Genomic DNA, 20,669 nt, shown 5'->3' with positions numbered 1-20,669 from the left:
ATTATCCTTCTCCCACTGCCAACGGCTAAATTATCTTTTGCTATTTGCAAAAAAACTTTTAAGAATTAGACATAAATAATAATTTTATTACTCAGTAAAAATGGAATGTAAAAAAAGCTTTTATTGGTTTGTCGGCATATGTCTTGCAAATTTTTCATTTGCAGTACGTGCACAAAATATAGATATAAAAAAAGATTGGCAATATCGGGAAACAAAAACCACAAAGTGGTATCCAGCAACTGTTCCTGGAGAGATTCATACCGATTTGTTAAACAACAAATTAATACCAGACCCATTTTATCGGGACAACGAAAAAAAGCTGGAATGGATAGAAAAGAAAGATTGGGAGTATAAAACTACCTTTCAGGTTACGCCAACAACGCTTAACAAAAAAAATGCAGAACTAGTATTTGATGGATTAGATACTTATGCAACAGTTTACCTGAACAATCAATTGGTTTTAAAAGCCGATAATATGTTCAGACAATGGAGAGTTGATGTAAAGAAAATAATCAAATCAGGAAATAATGATTTGGTAATCGTATTTAAATCGGCACAAAATGTAGTAGACTCACTAGCTAAGAAAGATTTACCATTTGTAATTCCAGATAATCCTCGTGCTTATGTGCGTAAAGCGCAATACCATTTTGGATGGGATTGGGGACCAAAATTTACTACTTGCGGAATATGGAAAACACCACGATTAGAAGCTTATGACGAAAAAACTCCTGAAAAACCGTATGTACTTAACCGTAAGATAGAGCTAGTACAACAACCAGACAGTTTAGGTAAATCATTCTATTTTAAAATCGACGGAAAGCCTGTCTATATGAAAGGAGCCAATTACATTCCTTCAGATGCATTTCTTTCCCGAATGACCAAGAAAGAATACGAAAAAGTAGTTTTGATGGCCAAAGATGCCAATATGAATATGTTGCGTATTTGGGGTGGAGGAGTTTATGAAGATGATTATTTTTATGACTTATGTGATAAATACGGAATTAATGTTTGGCAAGACTTTATGTTCGCAGGAACAATGGTGCCGGGAGATGATGCCTTTTTTGACAATGTAAAAAAAGAAGTGCAATATCAGGTAAAGCGTTTGCGTCATCATCCGAGTATTGTATTGTGGTGCGGAAATAACGAAGCCGATGAAGCATTTAAAAACTGGGGTTGGCAAAAAAGCATGAATATGTCCAAACAAGATTCAACACGATTGTGGAAAGATTACGTTCGCTTATTTCAGGATAGTATCCCAAAATGGGTAAAAGAAGTCGATAATAAAAGACCATATATTAGTTCATCACCATTATTTCATTGGTCTAAAGAAAAAAGTATTACCGAAGGAGATAGCCATTATTGGGGAACTTGGTGGGGACTAGAAGATGTAGAAGCCGTACAGAAAAAAACAGGACGGTTTGTGAGTGAATACGGAATGCAGGCAATGCCAAATTATTCTTCAGTCGAAAGATTTACTTTGCCAGAAGACCGATATTTATATTCAGATATTTTGCAAGCGCATCAAAAAGCAGGAAAAGGATTCATGAAATTAGATTCTTATTTGAGCAGATATTTCATTGATTCGACTAAAATCAAGAAAATGAATGTCGAGGATTATACGTATCTCACACAGTGTTTACAATATTATTCGCTTAAAAATATTATCGGAATTCACCGTTCTAAAGCACCTTATAATATGGGAACATTGGTTTGGCAACTTAACGATTGCTGGCCAGTAGCAAGCTGGAGTGTAACCGATTATTACGATCGTCAGCCCAAAGCTGCTTGGTATGCTATGAAAGAAGCCTATCGAGATGATATTAAACCAGAAATTGATTTGACACGTCCGATAGATTTAAAACTAGAAGACCCAAAAATCACATGGAAAGTTCAAGGAAATAAGCTGACCCTGAAAGCTTCTAAGTTTGCCAAATATGTAAATGTTTCCATAAAAGGATATACAGGAAAATGGAGCGATAATTACATCGACTTAAAAGAAGGAGAAGAAAGAACAATTACGTTTGAAGGGAAAATTGCAAAACCAGAGGTTAAGGTTTATTCTCTTTATGATGTTTTAAAGAGGTACTAAAAAAAGGTACTAAGGTTCTGAGGTGCAAAGTGACAAAGGTTTTCCGTAGAGGTCCACAGCAGTGCGTCTACTTTGTGAACTTTGCGTATCCCGATAGCTATCGGGACTGTGTACTGTGCGGTTAATTTTTTTATGTTCAAAGATTAAAAAATATCTGCGTAAATCAGTTTAATCCGCGTCATCCGTGTGCCATGACACAAGTAAAATAAAAAACGAATAACATGATTACAAAATATAAACACATTGTTTTCTCCATAATTATACTAATTAATTTACCTGTTATTTCACAGGAAAAGAAAGCAAAACAAACTAGTATAGATTACACCCAATATGTAAATCCACTGATAGGATCTGCAGGACACGGACATGTATTTGTTGGTGCTAATGTTCCCTTTGGAGCAGTACAATTAGGACCAGTAAATGTTTTTGAAGGTTGGGATTGGTGCAGCGGATACAATTATGCCAGTAATACCATTTTAGGATTCACACACACACATTTAAGCGGAACTGGAATTGGGGATTTAAATGACATTCTGTTATTGCCAGTATCAGGAAAAGTGCCACTTACCAAAGGAACAAAAGAAGATATGGTAACTGGTTATGGATCTTATTTCTCTCATAAAAACGAAGTAAGCAAAGCTGGATATTACAGTGTTTTATTGGATAAATACAAAATTAAAGCAGAGTTAACAGCAAGTGAAAGAGTAGGTTTTCATAAATATACATTTAATGCCGCTACAGATAATCACGTTTTACTAGATCTTGCAGACGGAATTGGTTGGGACAAACCAGTAAAAACATTTATAAAAAAGATAAACGAAACAACCCTTGCAGGATATAGATATTCTACAGGTTGGGCTGCTGATCAACGTATATTTTTTACAATGGAATTTTCTGAGCCAATTTCAAATATGGCACTTTATGACGATAAAACTTCTGTTTCAGGAAACGAAGGCGAAGGATTAAAAATGAAGGCCGTTTTGGATTTTACAACTTTAAAAAATAAACAAGTTTTAGTAAAAGTTGGAATATCCCCAGTAAGTTATGAGAACGCTTCCGCGAATATCAAAGCTGAGATTCCAGGTTGGGATTTTAATGCTGTAGCAAAAGAAGCAACTTCAAAATGGAACAAAGAATTAAATAAGATTCAGATAAAAGCAGATGATAAAACAACAAAAGTTTTTTATACTGCCATGTATCATACCATGTTTGCACCATCAATCTTTAATGATGTAAACGGAGATTATAGAGGGACAGATAAAAAAGTATACGAAAAAGCAAATTTCACCAATTATACTACCTTTTCTCTTTGGGATACCTACCGTGCTTTGCATCCTTTATACACGATTACACATCCAGATAAAATTAATGATATTGTTAAATCATTTTTGGCAATCTACGAGCAACAAGGAAGATTACCTGTTTGGCATTTAATGGGGAATGAAACCAATACCATGAACGGGAATCACTCGATTGCAGTTATTGTAGATGCCTATATGAAAGGTTATAGAGATTACGATGTGGCATTAGCTTATGAAGCCATCAAAAAAACAGCTATGCAAACACGCGAGGGAATGGATTATGTTCAGAAATTAGAATATATTCCTGCGGATAAATTGTTAGAATCTGTTGGGAATGCTTTAGAATATGCTATAGATGATTATTGTATTGCACTAATGGCAAAATCATTGGGTAAAACAGATGATTATAATTATTTCACTAAAAGAGCTAATTTGTACAAGCTTTATTTCGATAAAGAAACAACATTCATGCGAGGAAAATTAACCGATGGAAATTGGAGAACACCATTTAATCCGCTTTCATCAGCACATCGTAAAGACGATTATGTAGAGGGAAATGCATGGCAATACACTTGGTTAGTTCCTCAGGATCCTTACGGACTAATTGAATTATTCGGAAGCGAAGATAAATTTCTTGCCAAGTTAGATTCATTGTTCCTGATAACAGATAAAGTCGAAGGCGAAGAAATTTCACCAGATATTAGTGGATTAATTGGTCAATATGCACAAGGAAATGAGCCAAATCACCATATTCCATATTTATATGCATACGCAGGACAACCTTGGAAAACTGCAAAACTTATTCGTGAAATAGATGATAAATTCTACTCTACAAAACCAGACGGTTTATGCGGAAATGAAGATTTAGGACAAATGTCGGCTTGGTATGTATTCTCAGCAATGGGATTCTATTCAGTTAATCCCGCAAACGGAATTTATGTTTTAGGAAGTCCAATAGTAAATACAGCGACAATTCATCATAAAGAAGGAATTTCATTTACATTGAATGCAATAAATAATAGCAAAACAAATATCTATATCCAAAAAGCAGAGTACAACGGAAAACCTTATAGAAAATCATATATCACGCATGATATGATTGTAAAAGGAGGAGAGTTAAAATTGTTTATGGGAAGCAAACCATCGACAACTTTTGGAGTGAAGAAAGAAGATAGGCCACTTTAATTTTAGATTTTAGAGAAGAGATTTTAGATTTAAGAAGTAGGAACGTTGATAAAAACTCAAGTTTAAAGTTGGTCTGCGCAATTTTGCCATTTGAAATGACAAGTTTTGGGATTGTTTTGGGCATATATTAACACAAAGTTTAGAGTATATACTCACAGTTTAAAGCTTATAGCCTACAGCTTAAAGCGTAAAGCATATAATTATGAAAATAAAAAGTTTAATTTTTTTAGGGATATTACATTGCTGCATTTTTGTAAATGCACAAATTAAAACGTTAGATCCTGTAGAATATGTTAACCCGTTAATGGGAACACAATCGTTACACAGTCTTTCAAACGGAAATACCTATCCTGCAATTTGCCGACCATGGGGAATGAATTTCTGGACGCCGCAAACAGGAAAAATGGGCGACGGATGGGCGTATGTTTATACCGCAGAAAAGATTAGAGGATTCAAACAAACGCATCAGCCATCACCTTGGATGAACGATTACGGACAGTTTTCGATCATGCCAGTAACAGGAAAATTAGCTTTTGCAGAAGACGAAAGAGGAAGCTGGTTCAGCCATAAAGCTGAGGTTTCGAAACCCTATTATTACAGCGTTTATCTTGCCGACTACGATGTTACAACCGAAATTACAGCAACCGAAAGAGCGGCACATTTTCAGATTACTTTTCCTGAAAACGAACAATCTTCTATTGTAATTGATGCATTTGATAAAGGATCTTATATTAAAATAATTCCGTCAGAAAATAAAATTATTGGCTACACAACTCGCAATAGTGGCGGAGTTCCGGAGAATTTTAAAAACTATTTTGTATTACAATTTGATAAACCATTTGCAACAAATTATACTTGGCATGGCAAGGTTTTAGAAAAAAACAAACTAGAATTAAAAGACAATCATGTAGGTGCAATAGTTGGTTTTAAAACTAAAAAAGGAGAGAAAGTAAATGTAAAAGTAGCCTCATCATTTATCAGCATAGAACAAGCAGAGCTGAATTTGAATAGCGAGTTAGGAAAAGCAACTTTTGATAAAACAGTAGCCGAATCAAAACAAGAATGGAACAAAATTTTAGGGAAATTAACTGTAGAAGGAGGAAGCGAAGAACAACTTAAAACATTTTATTCCTGTTTGTATCGTACCGTTTGTTTTCCACAAAAACAATATGAAATAGATGCTAAGGGAGAAATTATGCATTACAGCCCTTATAATGGCAAAGTATTGCCGGGTTATATGTTTGCAGGAACAGGATTTTGGGACACATTCCGTGCTTTATATCCATTACTTAATTTAGTTTACCCTTCTATAAACAAAGAAATGCAGGAAGGATTAATTAACGATTATAAAGAAGGCGGATTTTTGCCAGAATGGTCAAGTCCGGGGTTTAGAAATGTAATGGTTGGTAACAATTCGGCATCAGTAGTGTCTGATGCTTACATAAAAGGATTGCGAGGATATGATATTAATAAATTATATGAAGCCTTATTACATGGAGCCAATAATGAAGGGCCAATGGATGCAGTAGGAAGAAGAGGAGTAGAATATTATAACACCTTAGGATATGTTCCTTATGATGTTAAGATTAATGAAAATGCAGCTAGAACACTAGAATATGCATATGATGATTTTACAATTTGGAAATTGGCGAAAGCCTTAAACCGTCCTAAAAATGAAATCAGTTTATTCGAAAAACGAATGATGAATTACAAGAATCTTTATAATCCAGAAATCGGATTGATGAGCGGTAGAAATAAAGACGGAAGTTTTCCTAAAAAATTTAATCCATTTAAATGGGGAGATGCATTTACCGAAGGAAATGCTTGGCATTATAGCTGGAGTGTTTTTCATGACGTAAATGGTTTGATTGATTTAATGGGTGGCGAGAAAAAATTTACAGCCAAATTAGATGCTGTTTTTACAACTCCACCAGTTTTTGATGATAGTTATTACGGAGCTGTTATTCATGAAATCCGTGAAATGCAAATCATGAATATGGGACAATATGCACACGGAAATCAGCCTATCCAACACATGATTTATTTGTATAATTATGCAGGCGAACCTTGGAAAACGCAATATTGGTCCAGAGAAGTAATGGATCGTTTGTACAAACCAACTCCGGATGGATATTGCGGAGATGAGGATAACGGACAAACTTCGGCTTGGTATGTTTTCTCTGCAATGGGATTCTATCCCGTTTGTCCAGGAACAGACGAATATGTTCTGGGAGCGCCATTATTCAAAAAAGTAACATTACAGTTAGAAAACGGAAAGCAATTTATTATAAATGCACCAAATAATTCTGAAACCAATAAATATGTTCAGGATTTAAAATGGAATAATGCAACGCATACCAAAAATTTTATTAACCATTTTGACGTATTAAAAGGTGGTGAGTTAAATTTTGACATGACCAGCAAACCTAATTTACAAAGAGGGACTTCAGCAAGTGCCTATCCATATTCTTATTCAACCTCAAAATAATACTATGCAATCACGTAGAAAATTTATAAAAAACACAGGGATTTTTTCAGCAGGATTATTGGCGCTCCAAACAGACGCTTTCGGAATGCAATCAGATGCTTTTAATTTTGCACTAAAAGATTTTATTACCAAAAGACCACCATTAGCCGAAAGAAAATTCACAAGTAAAGCTATTGAAGCAGCTATTGTAAGAATCAAAAAACAAATAGCAAACCCAGAATTGGCTTGGTTGTTTGAGAACTGTTTCCCAAATACACTAGATACAACTGTTGATTTTGAAATCATCGACGGAAAACCAGATACATATGTAATTACAGGAGATATTGATGCGATGTGGTTACGTGATAGCACAGCACAAATATGGCCTTATATTCCGTTTGTAAAAGAAGATAAAAAATTAGCCGAATTGGTAAAAGGTGTAATCAACCGCCAAACGAAATGTATTTTATTAGATCCTTATGCGAATGCTTTTTACAAAGATTTTAATCAGGTAAGCGAATGGAAAAATGACATGACCAAAATGCAGCCGGGTATTCACGAGCGCAAATGGGAGATTGATAGTTTGTGTTACCCGATACGATTGGCACACGGATATTGGAAAGAAACCGGAGACACAAGTCTGTTTGACAGTAAGTGGAAAGAAGCTATGCTTTTGGTATTGCAAACGTTCAAAGAACAACAACGCTGGACAGATAAAGGACCATATAATTTCCAGAGAGTAACAGCTTGGGCTACAGATGGAGTACCATTAAGCGGTTACGGATATCCTGTAAAGCCATGCGGATTAATTGTTTCGACTTTTAGACCGAGTGACGATAGTACATTATTTGGATATTTAATTCCGAGTAATATGTTTGCTATCGAAGTACTTGGATATCTTCAGGAAATCTTCTCTTTACCAGCATTAAAAGATAATGATTTAGTTGCTAAAGCCAAAGAATTACAAGGGCAAGTTCAGAAAGGATTAGAAGAAAACGGGATCATAGAACATCCAAAATTCGGAAAAATTATTGCTTTTGAAGTAAACGGTTACGGAAGTTTCCATATGATGGATGATGCCAATGTTCCTTCCTTATTATCATTACCGTATTTAGGAGCTATTGAACCAGATAGTCCACTTTATCTGAATACCCGTAAAGTAGTACTTTCAGAAAATAATCCTTTTTTCTACAAAGGAAAAGCAGGAGAAGGTGTTGGAGGTCCACACACAGGAACAGATACCATTTGGCCTATGAGTATTGTATTAAGAGCTATAACTAGTGTCGACGAAAATGAAATAAAACATTGCATTAGTAATTTGATAAAAACAAATGCCGATACAGGATTTATGCATGAGTCATTTCATAAAGATGATGTTACCAAGTTCACCCGAAAATGGTTTGCTTGGGCAAATACATTATTTGGAGAAATGATAGTGCACACAAGTATTCATTATCCACAAATTTTAAAAGACAAAAACATTTAAAAAACTAAAAATATATTTACCATTAAGAGATTAAGTATCCTAATAAGTTTTTAAAACGGGTTAGGAATGAATTGAAAACAAAAGTTAGATTCAGTTAATTGATTAATGGTTCAATTCCAAAAAAAATAAGAATGAATAAAGAATATGCCGTTGGATTAGACATTGGAGGCACACATATTACCGCAGCGGTTATAAATATAACAGACATGAAAGTGATTGATTTTTCATTGCATAAAGAATCTTTTGATTCAAATATACCAGTGGAAGAAGTGATGACTATTTGGGAAAAAGTAATTCGTACTTCTATCGAAAATTCTAAAATAGAAAAAACAATAGGATTAGCAGTGTGTATGCCAGGACCATTTGATTATACGAATGGAGTTTGCTGGATAAAAGGACAATCTAAGTATGAGCATTTTTACGGATTAAATGTTAGAGATTTATTTAAAGATAAATTGAATCTTTCAAGTAATTTTCCAATTCTTTTTGAGAATGATGCTGTTTGTTTTGGTAAAGGAGAAGTTTTTAAAGATGCTGATAATCTTTCTAAAAAAGTTATGGCTATTACGCTTGGTACTGGATTAGGAGCTTGTTTTATAGATAAAGGAAAATCGATAAGTACAGGGAATTTAGTTCCAAATGATGGTGAAATATATGATCTTCCGTATAAAGATGGAATAGCTGAAGATTATGTTTCGGCACGAGGACTTATAGCTGGTTATTTCGCTTTAAGCGGAAAAGAAATAAACAATGGTCTAGAACTTTTTAATCTGGCAAAAACTGGAGATAAATTGGCAATAGAAGTATTTGAACAAATGGGAGAAGATTTGGCTACAATTGTTTTTCCGTGGTTAGGGAATTTCTCTGCCGATAGTTTTATTATAGGAGGAAAGATTGCAAATGCAAGTGAGTTTTTCTTGCCTACTTTCATTAAAAAAATAAAAGAAGCAGGAAGTAAAGTCGATGTTTCTATTTCTACAGATAATGAAAAAGCAGCATTATTAGGTGCTACAAGTATGCTTTATACAGCTTAATTCGTTAAACCATATAAGTTATATAAGTTCATGTAAAAGAATTTCTGATAACTTGGTTTTAATTTTTTAGTAGCTATAAATGTTCTAAATATTACTTATATGATTTAATTTTGAGTTGCTATAAACAGCCCACTTAAATGATCTTATATAACTTATATGGTTTAAAAATATTTAATATGACAAATTCAAATCGTAGAAATTTTATAAAAACAGCTGCAATAGCTTCAGTTGCCGTCATTAAAAAAATAAAAAAAGCAGGAAGTAAAGTCGATGTTTCTATTTCTACAGATAATGAAAAAGCAGCATTATTAGGTGCTACAAGTATGCTTTATACAGCTTAATTCGTTAAACCATATAAGTTATATAAGTTCATGTAAAAGAATTTCTGATAACTTGGTTTTAATTTTTTAGTAGCTATAAATGTTCTAAATATTACTTATATGATTTAATTTTGAGTTGCTATAAACAGCCCACTTAAATGATCTTATATAACTTATATGGTTTAAAAATATTTAATATGACAAATTCAAATCGTAGAAATTTTATAAAAACAGCTGCAATAGCTTCAGTTGCCGTAGCATTGCAATCTTTTAATTCAGATTCGAAAGAAGAAGAAAAAGTTTTGATATCTAAGAAAGGAAAGAAGCCAATTGTACTTTCTACATGGAAGTTTGGAATTCCTGCAAATGAAGCTGCTTGGGAAGTTTTAAAAAGAAAAGGTAGTGCTCTAGATGCTGTCGAAGCTGGAGTAAAAATCCCAGAAGGCGACCCTAAAGAGCGAAGTGTAGGTTACGGCGGACGCCCAGACAGAGACGGTAGGGTAACGCTGGATGCTTGTATCATGGATGAAAATGCCAATATTGGTTCAGTTGCTTGTTTAGAATATATAAAACATCCTATTTCGGTAGCAAGAGCCGTAATGGAAAAAACGCCTCATGTAATGTTAGTTGGTGATGGCGCTTTGCAATTTGCATTGGAGCAAGGTTTTAAAAAAGAAAATCTGCTAACAGAAGAATCGGAAAAAGAATGGAAAGAATGGCTGAAAGACAGCAAGTACAAACCAATTGCGAATATCGAGAATCACGATACTATTGGAATGATTGCTCTGGATGCCAATGGAAATCTCTCGGGCGCGTGTACGACAAGCGGAATGGCTTTTAAAATGCATGGACGCGTTGGAGATTCTCCAATTATAGGAGCAGGTTTATATGTTGATAACGAAATAGGGGCTGCAACAGCTACAGGACATGGAGAAGAAGTAATTCGAATTTCGGGTTGCCATCTTGTTGTAGAGTTAATGCGACAAGGAAAATCTCCTCAAAAAGCCTGTGAAGAAGCAGTAGCAAGAATTGTAAAACTAACCAAGAACAGAAACAAAGATTTAAAAGATATTCAGGTAGGATTCATCGCCTTGAATAAAGCAGGGGAATATGGCTCTTATTGTATTCAAGGAGGTTTTAACTATGCAGTTTACGATGATACAGGAAATAAATTAATCGATGCCGATTATTTTTTGAAGTAAAATAGTAGTTAGCTGATTAAGAGTTAATTATTTTGTAATGCGCAAATGTCTCTAACTTTTGCGCATTTTTTTATGTTTAGTTAATATGAATTAATCGGAGTCAGAATTAGGCAATATTTTCTAATCCACCCGGAAATGGTCTGTAGGCATAATAATGCAAAACTTCTTCAATAGCCATTTTTAGCGCTTCGTTTATAGGAAGTAATTTAATTCCCATTTTAAGGTCAATTTGTGCTAGGCGCATATAATAATCGGTAAAAATAGGTACGTTTTTTCCTTTATTGATTAATTCTTCGGCAGTTTGAAAGTTTTGCTGTTGCTCTTCTTTTATGATTCTGCAGGTTGCTAATCGTAGTTTTCCGTATTTATCAGTGTTTGCAGCATAACCAAAAAGACGGCATATTAATCCGCGATAGCGGTAATTGCTACATTTCCCTTTGTGATGTTCTAAAGTAGAGAGAGGGTGGTATAAATGACAATAATTACTAGTAGAATTATTTAGTTGTGCTAAGGTTTCTTCGGCTTTGCCATTCAAGAACAAATGAAATGCCCAAGGTAAGAATTCTAAAGGAGAAGCATCTATACTTGGGTTTGAGCAGCATTTACCACAACCAGCGTTGCAAAATAGATGAGTCTCCGATTTAAAAGCAGCAATTTCAATCTCAAGGCGGTCAAACAATGCTTCAACGAGCCGAACTTTATGTTCTAATGCCATTTTTTTTTTGTGAAAGGTAGTTTAATTGAAATTGCTCATGCTATACTTTGCTTTTTTTGTGATTAGTTTTTTAAGGGTCTAAGAAGTAGAGGTTCAAAGGCTTGGGTTTTGGATAAAACATTACGGAATAAGGAATACATAGGATAGTTTAGAGTTAAAGAGTTTCCTTAAACTTTTTTTTCTGAGCGCTAGTGAAGAATTTCATCAAGTAGCACGACATCATTTATGGAATTTCTCGATGAGATTCCTTCTGCGTTGGAATGAGAATTATGAGAAAAAGATAAATTTTAGAATAATATCACAATCATTTTTATCTGCAAACTAAACTACCTTTGAAGCTTTGTTCCTTTCTTCAAAATCTCAGTACCTTTCCTTAAAAAAAAATCTTGAATCTTCCATAAAATTTATTAGATTTACGTATCTGTAAATCCTGTAATATGAGAACGTTAGAGCAATGGTTTGAAGAATATGCAGTAAGTCATCAGAACCCTATAAATAAAGCAATACATTATATATGTGTACCAGCCATTTACTTTTCGATTGTGGGGTTGTTAATGAGTATTCCGAGTGGTTTTATTGCCAATACTTTAAAACTGAATGCTCCAATAATCGAAAATTGGGCTACTGTGGTATTGCTTTTTGTACTTGTTTTTTATATTCGATTGTCGGTTACAATGGCTTTTAAGATTGCGATTTTATCGGCGATTTGTTTGGTAGTGAATTATTACATTGGACAATTTTTTCCGTTATGGATTTTCTCGATTGGTATTTTTGTTATTGCATGGGTTGGACAATTTTACGGACATAATATTGAAGGCAAAAAACCTTCTTTCTTAAAAGACCTTCAATTTTTAATGATTGGACCAGCTTGGGTAGTAGAGAATTTATTTTCTAATAAAAAAATATAAAGCGCTAATTTTCTGTAAAGTAAAGGTTTATTACTCTTGTTTTTGTGTGCTAGATGGGTAACAAATAGCCAAATGATGAGAAAGCTGCTGTTAATAAAAAAGCGTAAGTAGATGAATTTATATTAGTAGTAAATCCAGAACGGATATTTCTGTTATAAAAGGACAAAGCAGACTAATTCCTATTTCTTTCGCTTTTGTTAGACCTGAAGCTAGTTGATTAACATGATTCTTAATTTGACTAGGTGGATAACCAAAATATTTACGGAATGCTGTACTAAAATGATTTGGAGTTTTATATCCTAATGATTCGGCTATTTGATATATATTGAGTTCATCTTTTAATAATTTTTGTTTGGCTTCGTTCATTTTTAGTTCATTTAAGTACCCAAAAACGGTTGTGCCAAATAGTTCTTTAAAGTGTTTTTTTAGCTTAAATTCGTTAGTACCCACCTTACGAGCAAGATCAATTAGAGAGCAAGGAGTAATTATGTTTTGCATTACCAATTCTCGGGCATGGTACATTCTTTCTATATCAATTTTTGGAATGTTAATAGATGTATTTTGAGTTTGGATTAACTGTTCTACTTGTAGCAACAATAATTCTGTAACTTTTGTCTCCATATAGATTCTACGAAAATGTCCTGTTCTTTCGCAAGAAACGATATCTCTTACTGTAGCCAGAATTTCTGTTGACATGATTTCGGTATGTTTTATTTGTTTTGCAGGATTTTCATTGGAACAGGTCGAAATAAATTCGAAATTTAAATCTAATGAATCTACAAGCTTTGTGTAGTTGTCCTGAGAAATTAATATCGATAAATATTGTAGTACTGTTGAGGTAGCTGGAAGTTTCGCCAGTTTTATACCTGCTGGTAAATAATGTATTTGATGATGCATCAGATTGGAACAACCTTTCATAAAAAAGAACATTTGTATGACAGGCTCATCTGTATAATATTCAACTTTTATAGGCTTAAGTAAATCTACTTCAATGCAATTTATAAAAAAAGATCCGGCTAAAGTATGACTGTCTTTTATAGTACCATATTCAAGGTCACTATAGGTATTGATTTCTTCGATAAGTTCATAAGATTGGGCATCTTCTCCAAAAAATACCTTATCACAGAGTGTATAGTCTATATCTTTTATTGTAGTTTTAAGTTGCATGGAAAATCTTACTTTAATGTAGCGCAAATATACACTTAATATTCCGTATATGTATTGAGTCTAAATAAAAACAATCCTTTTTGTGTATGTTATAATCCTTAATTGAAACCCTTATCCATAGTGACTAGAGGTAAGTTTGCACGTAAATTAATAATGTCAATTTTACTTTGTAATGGGTTTAAAAAACTACATAGATTGTCTTATAGTAATCAATAATATAATAACATCTTGTTTAACAGGTATATGCAAAATTGTTTTAAGGTTGAATAGGATAGTTCCCTTTTCGGAAAATGGAAATCGATCAGCTTTTAAAAGGAATATTTTTTTAGTACAACCTTTAAAATACAGTATATTTTTTATTTCCATATTTTTTTTACCATCTGGCCTATTCGCACAAAACGGAACTCTTTCGGGAGTTTTAAAACTAGAAAATGGAACCCCAATTACTTACGCAGCTGTTGCTGTTAAAAATACTAAACATCAGGTAATTACTGATGATGAGGGAAAGTTTGAGTTTAGTGGACTTGTATATGGTCAGCACGAAATTGAAGTAAGTTCTATTGAAATTACTCAAAAAAGTATTAAAGTACATTTTAAAGAGAATAATGAAAGGATTTTGTTAATCGTTGAGCCTTCAGAAAGTGTAGGTTTAAAAGAAGTTATAATTAAGGTTAAAACTGAGAAAAAAGAGGTAGAAACAAAGGGTTTTGCAGTAAATGTGATCGAAACTCAAAAAATGGCTTTGCAGTCGATACAAACAAATGAACTACTAGATCGTTCAGCTGGAGTTCGTATTAGACAAGATGGAGGATTGGGATCTAAGATTGATTACAATATTAATGGGTTATCGGGTAATGCTGTTAAGGTTTTTATTGATGGGGTTCCTGCTTCAAATTTTGGTTCATCGTATTCTTTAAATAGTATTCCACCAGCTTTAATTGATCGTATTGAAGTTTATAAAGGGGTAGTTCCTGCTAATCTTTCTGAAGATGCATTGGGTGGAGCGATAAATATTATTTTAAAGAAAAAAACTAGAAATTCTCTTGTAACATCTTATTCCCTAGGTTCATTTAATACACACCAATGGAATATAGCAAGCAATTACCGAAAAGAGAATGGACTCACAATTGATGCTTCGGCTTTTTATAATTATAGTGATAACAATTATGAAGTTTGGGGAAAAAGCATCACTTTCAAGGATTATACAGGAAAAACTACAACTAACCATCGTGCAAAACGTTTTCATGATGCCTATAAATCATACGGAACAAAGGTAGAAGTTGGTTTTACAGATGTAAAATGGGCCGACAGATTTATGATTGGGGGTATTTTATCTAAGGATTATAAAGAAGTTCAGCATGGTATTACAATGGATAATGTATATGGTGACCGTCATACCAGACGTAATTCTAGTATTGCCACATTGACTTATAGTAAGAACGATTTTTTGGCAAAAGGATTATCATTTAAAGCAGATGCTAGTTATTCTTATCTAAAAAGGCAAGCAATAGATACTGTAGGTGTTATGTATGACTGGAGAGGAAAACCATTGATGTATCCTGATGGAACTTATGTAAAATATACTAGTGGAGCTGAGGTTTCTAGTGCTAAAACTTTGGGAATTAATTCTGATAAGACTTTGTTTGTTCGTACAAACTTAGGATATACTATTAATGATAATAACACGATATACGCCAATTATATGTATAATAATTTTATACGTGGCATATCAGATGAATTACAACCTTTAGGATTGCAATTATTAGAGAATACAAGAGATTTACAAAAAAATATCGTTTCGTTTACTTATGAGAATCTTGCTTTTTCTCAAAAACTAAGAACTAATATTTTTTATAAACATTATTTTCAAAAGGCTACTTCAAATGAGCCTTACAGAAATGATATTATTACGGGTGTACCAAATTACGAAAAGAGAAAATTTACTAAAAAATCTGATTTTAGCGGATATGGTATTACTTTATCTTATGAGCTAAATCCTAATTTGTATTTATTGGGATCTGCAGAAAAAGCAATGCGTTTGCCTAGTGCCAACGAATTATTTGGTAATGTTAATGATAATTTACTTGCGCCAGCAGGAGAACTAAAGCCTGAAACGAGTTATAATGTAAACATTGGAGTAAATTGGGCTGTATTAAGGCTCGATAACCACTCTGTTAGATTAAATACCTCTCTTTTTTATAGAGACACAAAAGGAATGATTAGAGAGTCGATAAGAGCAGGGAGCTTTACGTATTCGCAATTTGAAAACTTAGAGAATGTAATGTCTCGAGGCATAGATGCTGAGATAATTTATGACTATGCTAAGAAGTTTAATCTCTCTTTTAATATATCAAAATTTGAGTCTTTGTTTAATACCAGATTTGATGCCAATGGTGCTCCATACCTATTTTATCGTATGCAAATAAGAAACGAGCCTTCGTTTAAATTTAATGTTAATGCAATATATTATCAGGATGATTTATTTGCAAAAAAATCTAAAGCTTCTATTTATTATAACATCAGCTACGTAGATGAATTTCTTAGGAATTGGGCAAATGTAGGAGGGAAAAATCTAGACTATATTCCAACACAATTTTCTAATAGCATAGGGATTGCATATACTTTTCCATCTAATAAATTCACCATTAGTGTGGATGCAAAAAACATATTTGACCAACAAATATTTGACAATTTCGGTTTACAAAAACCAGGTCGGGCATTTTATGCCAAATTAACATATTCACTAACTTCAAAATAATTAATTGCAATGAAAATTAAATTTAGAAATTTAAAAAGTACATTATTCTCAGGGGCTTGTGCAATAGCATTACTAAGCTCATGTAGTAATAATGATAGTAGTGAGGATGCTTCTTCTATATTACCCGTAAAAAATGATTTCCAGATGGTATTTGCTAGTGGTTCTGGGAGTATTTCGGGTACTTATCTTCAGGGTGTTTCAGATCTTTCTAAAGGGGAGGTGTCATTTTCTGGGAAAGGGTATTCGATGACATCATCGCGTACAGCCAGAGTATTTACATCTACAGATGGTTCGATCGTTTACAGTCTTAATTATACAGTGGGTACTATTGATAAGTTAACGTATCATGGCGGACAAAATTATAAAATGGTGACTACTATAGACGCTTCTATTCCATTGGGGATAAAGGCTATTCGTTTTACTAAAATGAATGACAAAGTGGGTTCTGTACACAGTATTGCTGCTTCTCCAGTATATGAAGAAGCTAATAATAAAGAGTATCTAAAACACAAAATGACTGTAGCTATTGGTCTTCTTGATTTAGAGGCAATGTCAATAGGAAACAATTTCAAGAAAGACATTGACTTAGTTCTTCCGGGAACTTTAGCAAGTGAGGGGTATTATATTTCTCGTATAGATTGTCCTGTTATTTCTGGAAACAAATTGTATTATGGTACATCCGTAAGTAAATTTAATACAGCAACTGGTAAAGGAGGAGAAACAGATAAAACTTTTACTCTTGTACTTGATTATCCAAGTTTAACTAATGCTACTGTAATTAGTACTTCACACGTTAAAGGAGCAACAAATGGATATCGTACACCTACGCAACACTTTAATGAAGCTGGAGAAATCATGCAAATGGTAAGCAATGGTAAAGATTTAAATATCGTAAAAATTAAAGACGGGAAATATGATGAATCATATAAGTTTAGTGTAAGCGAATTGTTAGATAAACCAGCTTCTAGTAATGGTTGGTTTTATGCTGGCAACGGAATTGGTTATATTCCTTATGAGAAAATAGGTGGTGATGAAATTCAGATTGGTGTTGATTCAAATAATAAACCAACATATTCAGCTGAATGGGGATTGGCAAGAATCGATTTTAATACTAATACAGCTTTAGATTTAAACGTACCTAAAGGATTATGGTTGCAACAATACCAAAATTCGGTTGTGAAGGACGGAAAATTCTATATTGCATTAACTCCAGTTGGTATAGAAGGTAACATCCATATATTTGACGTGAATTCTAAAGACCCTAATGGTATTTTGGGAGCAAAAATAACTTCAGGTGCTGATCAATATTATATCGGAATATTTTAATAAAGGTTCTGAAAAAGGTACTAAGACACTAAGGTCTTAAATAACAAAGGTTCAAAGATTGTCTGGTTTATATATAAACTTGAGCAATCTTTGAACCTTTGAACTTTTCTACACAATCCTTTTATAGAAAGGTGCTAAGTAAAGTTTACTTATTTTACACATAAGACAATTATACTATTGTTCTCTGAGCGTAGGTATAATTATAAATTAGGAAAGGATAAGACTAAAATAACAATGAGTAAATGTTCAGTCTAGCTTTTCTACTTCAATAGTTAAGGAAAAAATCCTTCTAAAACTCGTAATGAAGATTCCCTAATCTTTGATTTGAATTGCTTTCTTAGCAGTCATTGTAGAACCAGCAGATGCTATTATTACAAAAAATACGGCAAGTATTTCGCTAGAAGCAAGATGTTCTTGTAAAAAGAAAAAGGCGCAAATTGAGGCTGCTGCAGGCTCTAGACTCATTAAAATACTAAAAGTACGTGGAGGTAGTTGCCCAAGTGCTTTCATCTCTAAGGTAAATGGTATTGCACTTGATAGCAATGCAAGTGCGATTCCCATTCCTAAATAAGTTGGAGTTAGGTTGCTTAATCCATTTTCCATGATGCCAAAAGGAACTATCAGTAGCGATGCAAATAACATTCCGGTTGATACTGCATCACCATCTTTCATTACTTTCGAAACTTTTCCACCCAAGACAATATAAGTTGCCCAGAAGACACCAGCTAATAATGCAAAAAATACTCCAATAAGGTCAATACCATTACCAGACCATGGCGCAATAAGGGCAATTCCTATCGCAGCAAGTAATACCCAAAAATAATCTACCATACGTTTTGATCCAAAAACGGCTAGTACCAAAGGACCTATAAACTCTAATGTAACTCCTAAACCAACAGGAATTCGTTCTATTGCGAGGTAAAAGATTAAGTTCATTGAACCTAATGACAATCCATAAGGAATAACAAGTTTCCATTGTTCGGGTGTAATCGTACGCAAGTTTGGTCTGTATGCCAATAATAATATTATTGCAGAAATACCTATTCGTAATGATGCAGTTCCAGCTGCACCGATAGCAGGAAAAAGACTTTTGGCAATTGCCGCTCCAAATTGGACGCTTATAATTGCTAAAAGTATTGCTGGAAGTGGTGGTATATTTATTAATTTATTTTTCATGAATGGGTTCAAATTATGAGGGCGCAAAATTACAAAAAAAATCACTCAGACTTTTTGCCAATAAGTTAAATGAATTATAATGTTTTTAGAAGCTATTTTTAATGAAAAAGAGGCGTTATTGCTTAGCTATTTACTTGTAAGTTCTTAAAATTTTAATAAAGCAATTTTGTTTTAGGTATTTAACTACGTAGTTTTGAATTTTAAATATTTTAAGTTATGAATATAGTAATTGTTCCTATTGAAAATAATCATTCAGAAGCTGTAGTCGATTTAATTTTAAATATCCAGCAAAAGGAATTTAATGTTCCAATAACGCTAGAAGACCAACCAGATCTTCTGCAAATAAATGATTTTTACCACAAAAAGGGAGGTTGCTTTTGGGGTGCCTTTATAGATGGAAAATTAGTTGGAACTATTGCTTTGGTAAAATATGGTGATAAAGAAGGAGCAATAAGAAAGATGTTTGTGAAAAAAGAATATAGAGGTAAAGAGTTATTTATTGCTCAACAACTTTTGGATACATTAATTACTTTTAGCAAGAAAAACGGTCTACTTGATTTATATTTAGGAACAATTTTGATATTAGAAGCAGCTTTACGCTTTTATGAAAGAAATAATTTTGTACGAATTGAGAAAGGAACACTTCCAGATGCATTTCCAATAATGGGTGCAGATAATGTGTTTTGTCATTTAAAATTAAACTAGAAATGATGAATATTATAAATGAATCGGGCATTTTGGCTTTATCGACAAGACTGCAGCGGCTTAGTGAACAATTGCGTAAAGACGGCGCGATGCTCTACAAATCATTTGATATTGAATTTGAACCCAAATGGTTTCCAGTAATTTATACACTTCATAATAAAGGTGTATTAAGCATCGTTGAAATTGCCAATGAGATTGGTTATACACATCCATCTACAATTAGTCTGCTAAAAGAATTAGAGAAGCATAAGCTTATTCGCTCCAAAAAAGATAAGGAAGATGAGCGTAAACGTTTAATTGTACTTACCACAAAAGGACAAGAGCTTATTTTACAAATGAAACCTGTTTGGGATATTATCTCTGAAGTGCTCAATGAAATTACTAACAATGAGAATAATTTGCTAAAAGCTATAAATGAAGCCGAAAGTAAAATTGCCAATCAGAGTTTTCTGCAAAGAGCATTACAATTAAAAGAGAGTAAATTATAGACAGTATAAAAAACGAGATCCTATACAGAAAAGAAGAAAGTAAAATGCAAATTTATTTTGTCTGTTCGACTTTAGTATCGAATCATGAATTGTCACCAATTAGTTTGTTAAATTAATTTTATTCCTCAAACTAAGGTTAATATTTTAGGATTTGTATAAAATTCATCAATTTCAAAAAACAACTAAATAATTAAAATGTATTCTAACATCAATATTAGAAACAAAAGAATTAAACTAGTATCAATTTCCTTCTTCTTTTTAGCATTCATATAAAATTATGGGATTCCCCAGTTGTAATAAACTACAAAATACAATCAATACCTTTTAATGCTCTAATTGATA

Annotated in this window: 15 protein-coding genes; 12 read left to right on the top strand and 3 right to left on the bottom strand. The window is 33.2% G+C overall.

The window, feature by feature from the left end; all coding sequences use genetic code 11:
* Positions 1-100: 100 nt before the first annotated feature.
* The 7 genes from IUY40_RS17535 to IUY40_RS17505 all read left to right on the top strand — a co-directional run bounded on the left by IUY40_RS17535 (position 101) and on the right by IUY40_RS17505 (position 11,084).
* Entirely contained in the window at positions 101-2,089 is a 1,989-nt protein-coding gene (locus IUY40_RS17535; RefSeq protein ID WP_229335638.1) for a glycoside hydrolase family 2 protein, read from the top strand.
* A gap of 221 nt (positions 2,090-2,310) precedes the next feature.
* Positions 2,311-4,575 (top strand): GH92 family glycosyl hydrolase, encoded by a 2,265-nt coding sequence (locus IUY40_RS17530; protein ID WP_195738160.1) that lies wholly within the window; start codon positions 2,311-2,313, stop codon positions 4,573-4,575.
* A 202-nt stretch (positions 4,576-4,777) separates the two neighbouring features.
* Positions 4,778-7,063, top strand: a complete 2,286-nt coding sequence (locus IUY40_RS17525) for a GH92 family glycosyl hydrolase (RefSeq protein WP_195738159.1) — start codon at positions 4,778-4,780, stop codon at positions 7,061-7,063.
* A 4-nt stretch (positions 7,064-7,067) separates the two neighbouring features.
* Positions 7,068-8,528, top strand: coding sequence for a glycoside hydrolase family 125 protein (locus IUY40_RS17520; protein WP_195738158.1), 1,461 nt, complete (start codon positions 7,068-7,070; stop codon positions 8,526-8,528).
* A 131-nt stretch (positions 8,529-8,659) separates the two neighbouring features.
* Positions 8,660-9,562 carry an ROK family protein gene (locus IUY40_RS17515; RefSeq protein WP_195738157.1) on the top strand — a complete coding sequence of 301 codons (903 nt, stop codon included), beginning with the start codon at positions 8,660-8,662 and terminating at the stop codon, positions 9,560-9,562.
* A gap of 176 nt (positions 9,563-9,738) precedes the next feature.
* Positions 9,739-9,903: a twin-arginine translocation signal domain-containing protein gene (locus tag IUY40_RS17510; protein WP_195738156.1), complete on the top strand. Its 165-nt coding sequence runs from the start codon at positions 9,739-9,741 to the stop codon at positions 9,901-9,903.
* 176 nt (positions 9,904-10,079) lie between these two features.
* Positions 10,080-11,084, top strand: coding sequence for a N(4)-(beta-N-acetylglucosaminyl)-L-asparaginase (locus IUY40_RS17505; RefSeq protein WP_195738155.1), 1,005 nt, complete (start codon positions 10,080-10,082; stop codon positions 11,082-11,084).
* Between the two features lie 106 nt (positions 11,085-11,190).
* Here the strand turns inward: IUY40_RS17505 and IUY40_RS17500 are convergent, their stop codons facing one another.
* On the bottom strand, positions 11,191-11,799 hold the full coding sequence (locus tag IUY40_RS17500; RefSeq protein ID WP_195738154.1) for a YkgJ family cysteine cluster protein: 609 nt from the start codon (positions 11,797-11,799) through the stop codon (positions 11,191-11,193).
* 437 nt (positions 11,800-12,236) lie between these two features.
* Here IUY40_RS17500 and IUY40_RS17495 point away from each other — a divergent pair, with 437 nt between their 5' ends.
* The gene (locus IUY40_RS17495) at positions 12,237-12,707 is read left to right on the top strand and encodes an Mpo1-like protein (RefSeq protein ID WP_195738153.1); all 471 of its coding nucleotides are present in this window, start codon (positions 12,237-12,239) and stop codon (positions 12,705-12,707) included.
* A gap of 117 nt (positions 12,708-12,824) precedes the next feature.
* Here IUY40_RS17495 and IUY40_RS17490 read toward each other — a convergent pair whose 3' ends face one another.
* Positions 12,825-13,874: an AraC family transcriptional regulator gene (locus tag IUY40_RS17490; RefSeq protein ID WP_195738152.1), complete on the bottom strand. Its 1,050-nt coding sequence runs from the start codon at positions 13,872-13,874 to the stop codon at positions 12,825-12,827.
* Between the two features lie 262 nt (positions 13,875-14,136).
* Here IUY40_RS17490 and IUY40_RS17485 point away from each other — a divergent pair, with 262 nt between their 5' ends.
* Positions 14,137-16,632 (top strand): TonB-dependent receptor, encoded by a 2,496-nt coding sequence (locus IUY40_RS17485; protein WP_195738151.1) that lies wholly within the window; start codon positions 14,137-14,139, stop codon positions 16,630-16,632.
* A 9-nt stretch (positions 16,633-16,641) separates the two neighbouring features.
* Positions 16,642-17,958 (top strand): hypothetical protein, encoded by a 1,317-nt coding sequence (locus IUY40_RS17480; RefSeq protein ID WP_195738150.1) that lies wholly within the window; start codon positions 16,642-16,644, stop codon positions 17,956-17,958.
* 312 nt (positions 17,959-18,270) lie between these two features.
* Here the strand turns inward: IUY40_RS17480 and IUY40_RS17475 are convergent, their stop codons facing one another.
* Positions 18,271-19,134 (bottom strand): DMT family transporter, encoded by an 864-nt coding sequence (locus IUY40_RS17475; protein WP_195738149.1) that lies wholly within the window; start codon positions 19,132-19,134, stop codon positions 18,271-18,273.
* Between the two features lie 216 nt (positions 19,135-19,350).
* On the opposite strand from IUY40_RS17475, the gene IUY40_RS17470 reads away from it, so the two are divergent.
* A complete protein-coding gene (locus IUY40_RS17470; protein ID WP_195738148.1) occupies positions 19,351-19,839 on the top strand; it encodes a GNAT family N-acetyltransferase in 489 nt (162 codons plus the stop codon).
* Positions 19,840-19,844: 5 nt separating this feature from the next.
* Positions 19,845-20,327: a MarR family transcriptional regulator gene (locus IUY40_RS17465; RefSeq protein WP_195738167.1), complete on the top strand. Its 483-nt coding sequence runs from the start codon at positions 19,845-19,847 to the stop codon at positions 20,325-20,327.
* Positions 20,328-20,669: the final 342 nt, after the last annotated feature.

This window comes from Flavobacterium sp. ALJ2 (genome assembly GCF_015594725.1).
GTDB lineage: Bacteria > Bacteroidota > Bacteroidia > Flavobacteriales > Flavobacteriaceae > Flavobacterium.
Note: the sequence above shows the minus strand (reverse complement) of the source record. Positions and strands in the feature narration are given on the sequence as shown.

Coding starts and splice junctions, on each gene's coding strand:
- IUY40_RS17535 (WP_229335638.1), top strand. CDS start 101: ATGGAATGTAAAAAAAGCTTTTATTGGTTTGTCGGCATATGTCTTGCA.
- IUY40_RS17530 (WP_195738160.1), top strand. CDS start 2,311: ATGATTACAAAATATAAACACATTGTTTTCTCCATAATTATACTAATT.
- IUY40_RS17525 (WP_195738159.1), top strand. CDS start 4,778: ATGAAAATAAAAAGTTTAATTTTTTTAGGGATATTACATTGCTGCATT.
- IUY40_RS17520 (WP_195738158.1), top strand. CDS start 7,068: ATGCAATCACGTAGAAAATTTATAAAAAACACAGGGATTTTTTCAGCA.
- IUY40_RS17515 (WP_195738157.1), top strand. CDS start 8,660: ATGAATAAAGAATATGCCGTTGGATTAGACATTGGAGGCACACATATT.
- IUY40_RS17510 (WP_195738156.1), top strand. CDS start 9,739: ATGACAAATTCAAATCGTAGAAATTTTATAAAAACAGCTGCAATAGCT.
- IUY40_RS17505 (WP_195738155.1), top strand. CDS start 10,080: ATGACAAATTCAAATCGTAGAAATTTTATAAAAACAGCTGCAATAGCT.
- IUY40_RS17500 (WP_195738154.1), bottom strand. CDS start 11,799: ATGGCATTAGAACATAAAGTTCGGCTCGTTGAAGCATTGTTTGACCGC.
- IUY40_RS17495 (WP_195738153.1), top strand. CDS start 12,237: ATGAGAACGTTAGAGCAATGGTTTGAAGAATATGCAGTAAGTCATCAG.
- IUY40_RS17490 (WP_195738152.1), bottom strand. CDS start 13,874: ATGCAACTTAAAACTACAATAAAAGATATAGACTATACACTCTGTGAT.
- IUY40_RS17480 (WP_195738150.1), top strand. CDS start 16,642: ATGAAAATTAAATTTAGAAATTTAAAAAGTACATTATTCTCAGGGGCT.
- IUY40_RS17475 (WP_195738149.1), bottom strand. CDS start 19,134: ATGAAAAATAAATTAATAAATATACCACCACTTCCAGCAATACTTTTA.
- IUY40_RS17470 (WP_195738148.1), top strand. CDS start 19,351: ATGAATATAGTAATTGTTCCTATTGAAAATAATCATTCAGAAGCTGTA.
- IUY40_RS17465 (WP_195738167.1), top strand. CDS start 19,845: ATGAATATTATAAATGAATCGGGCATTTTGGCTTTATCGACAAGACTG.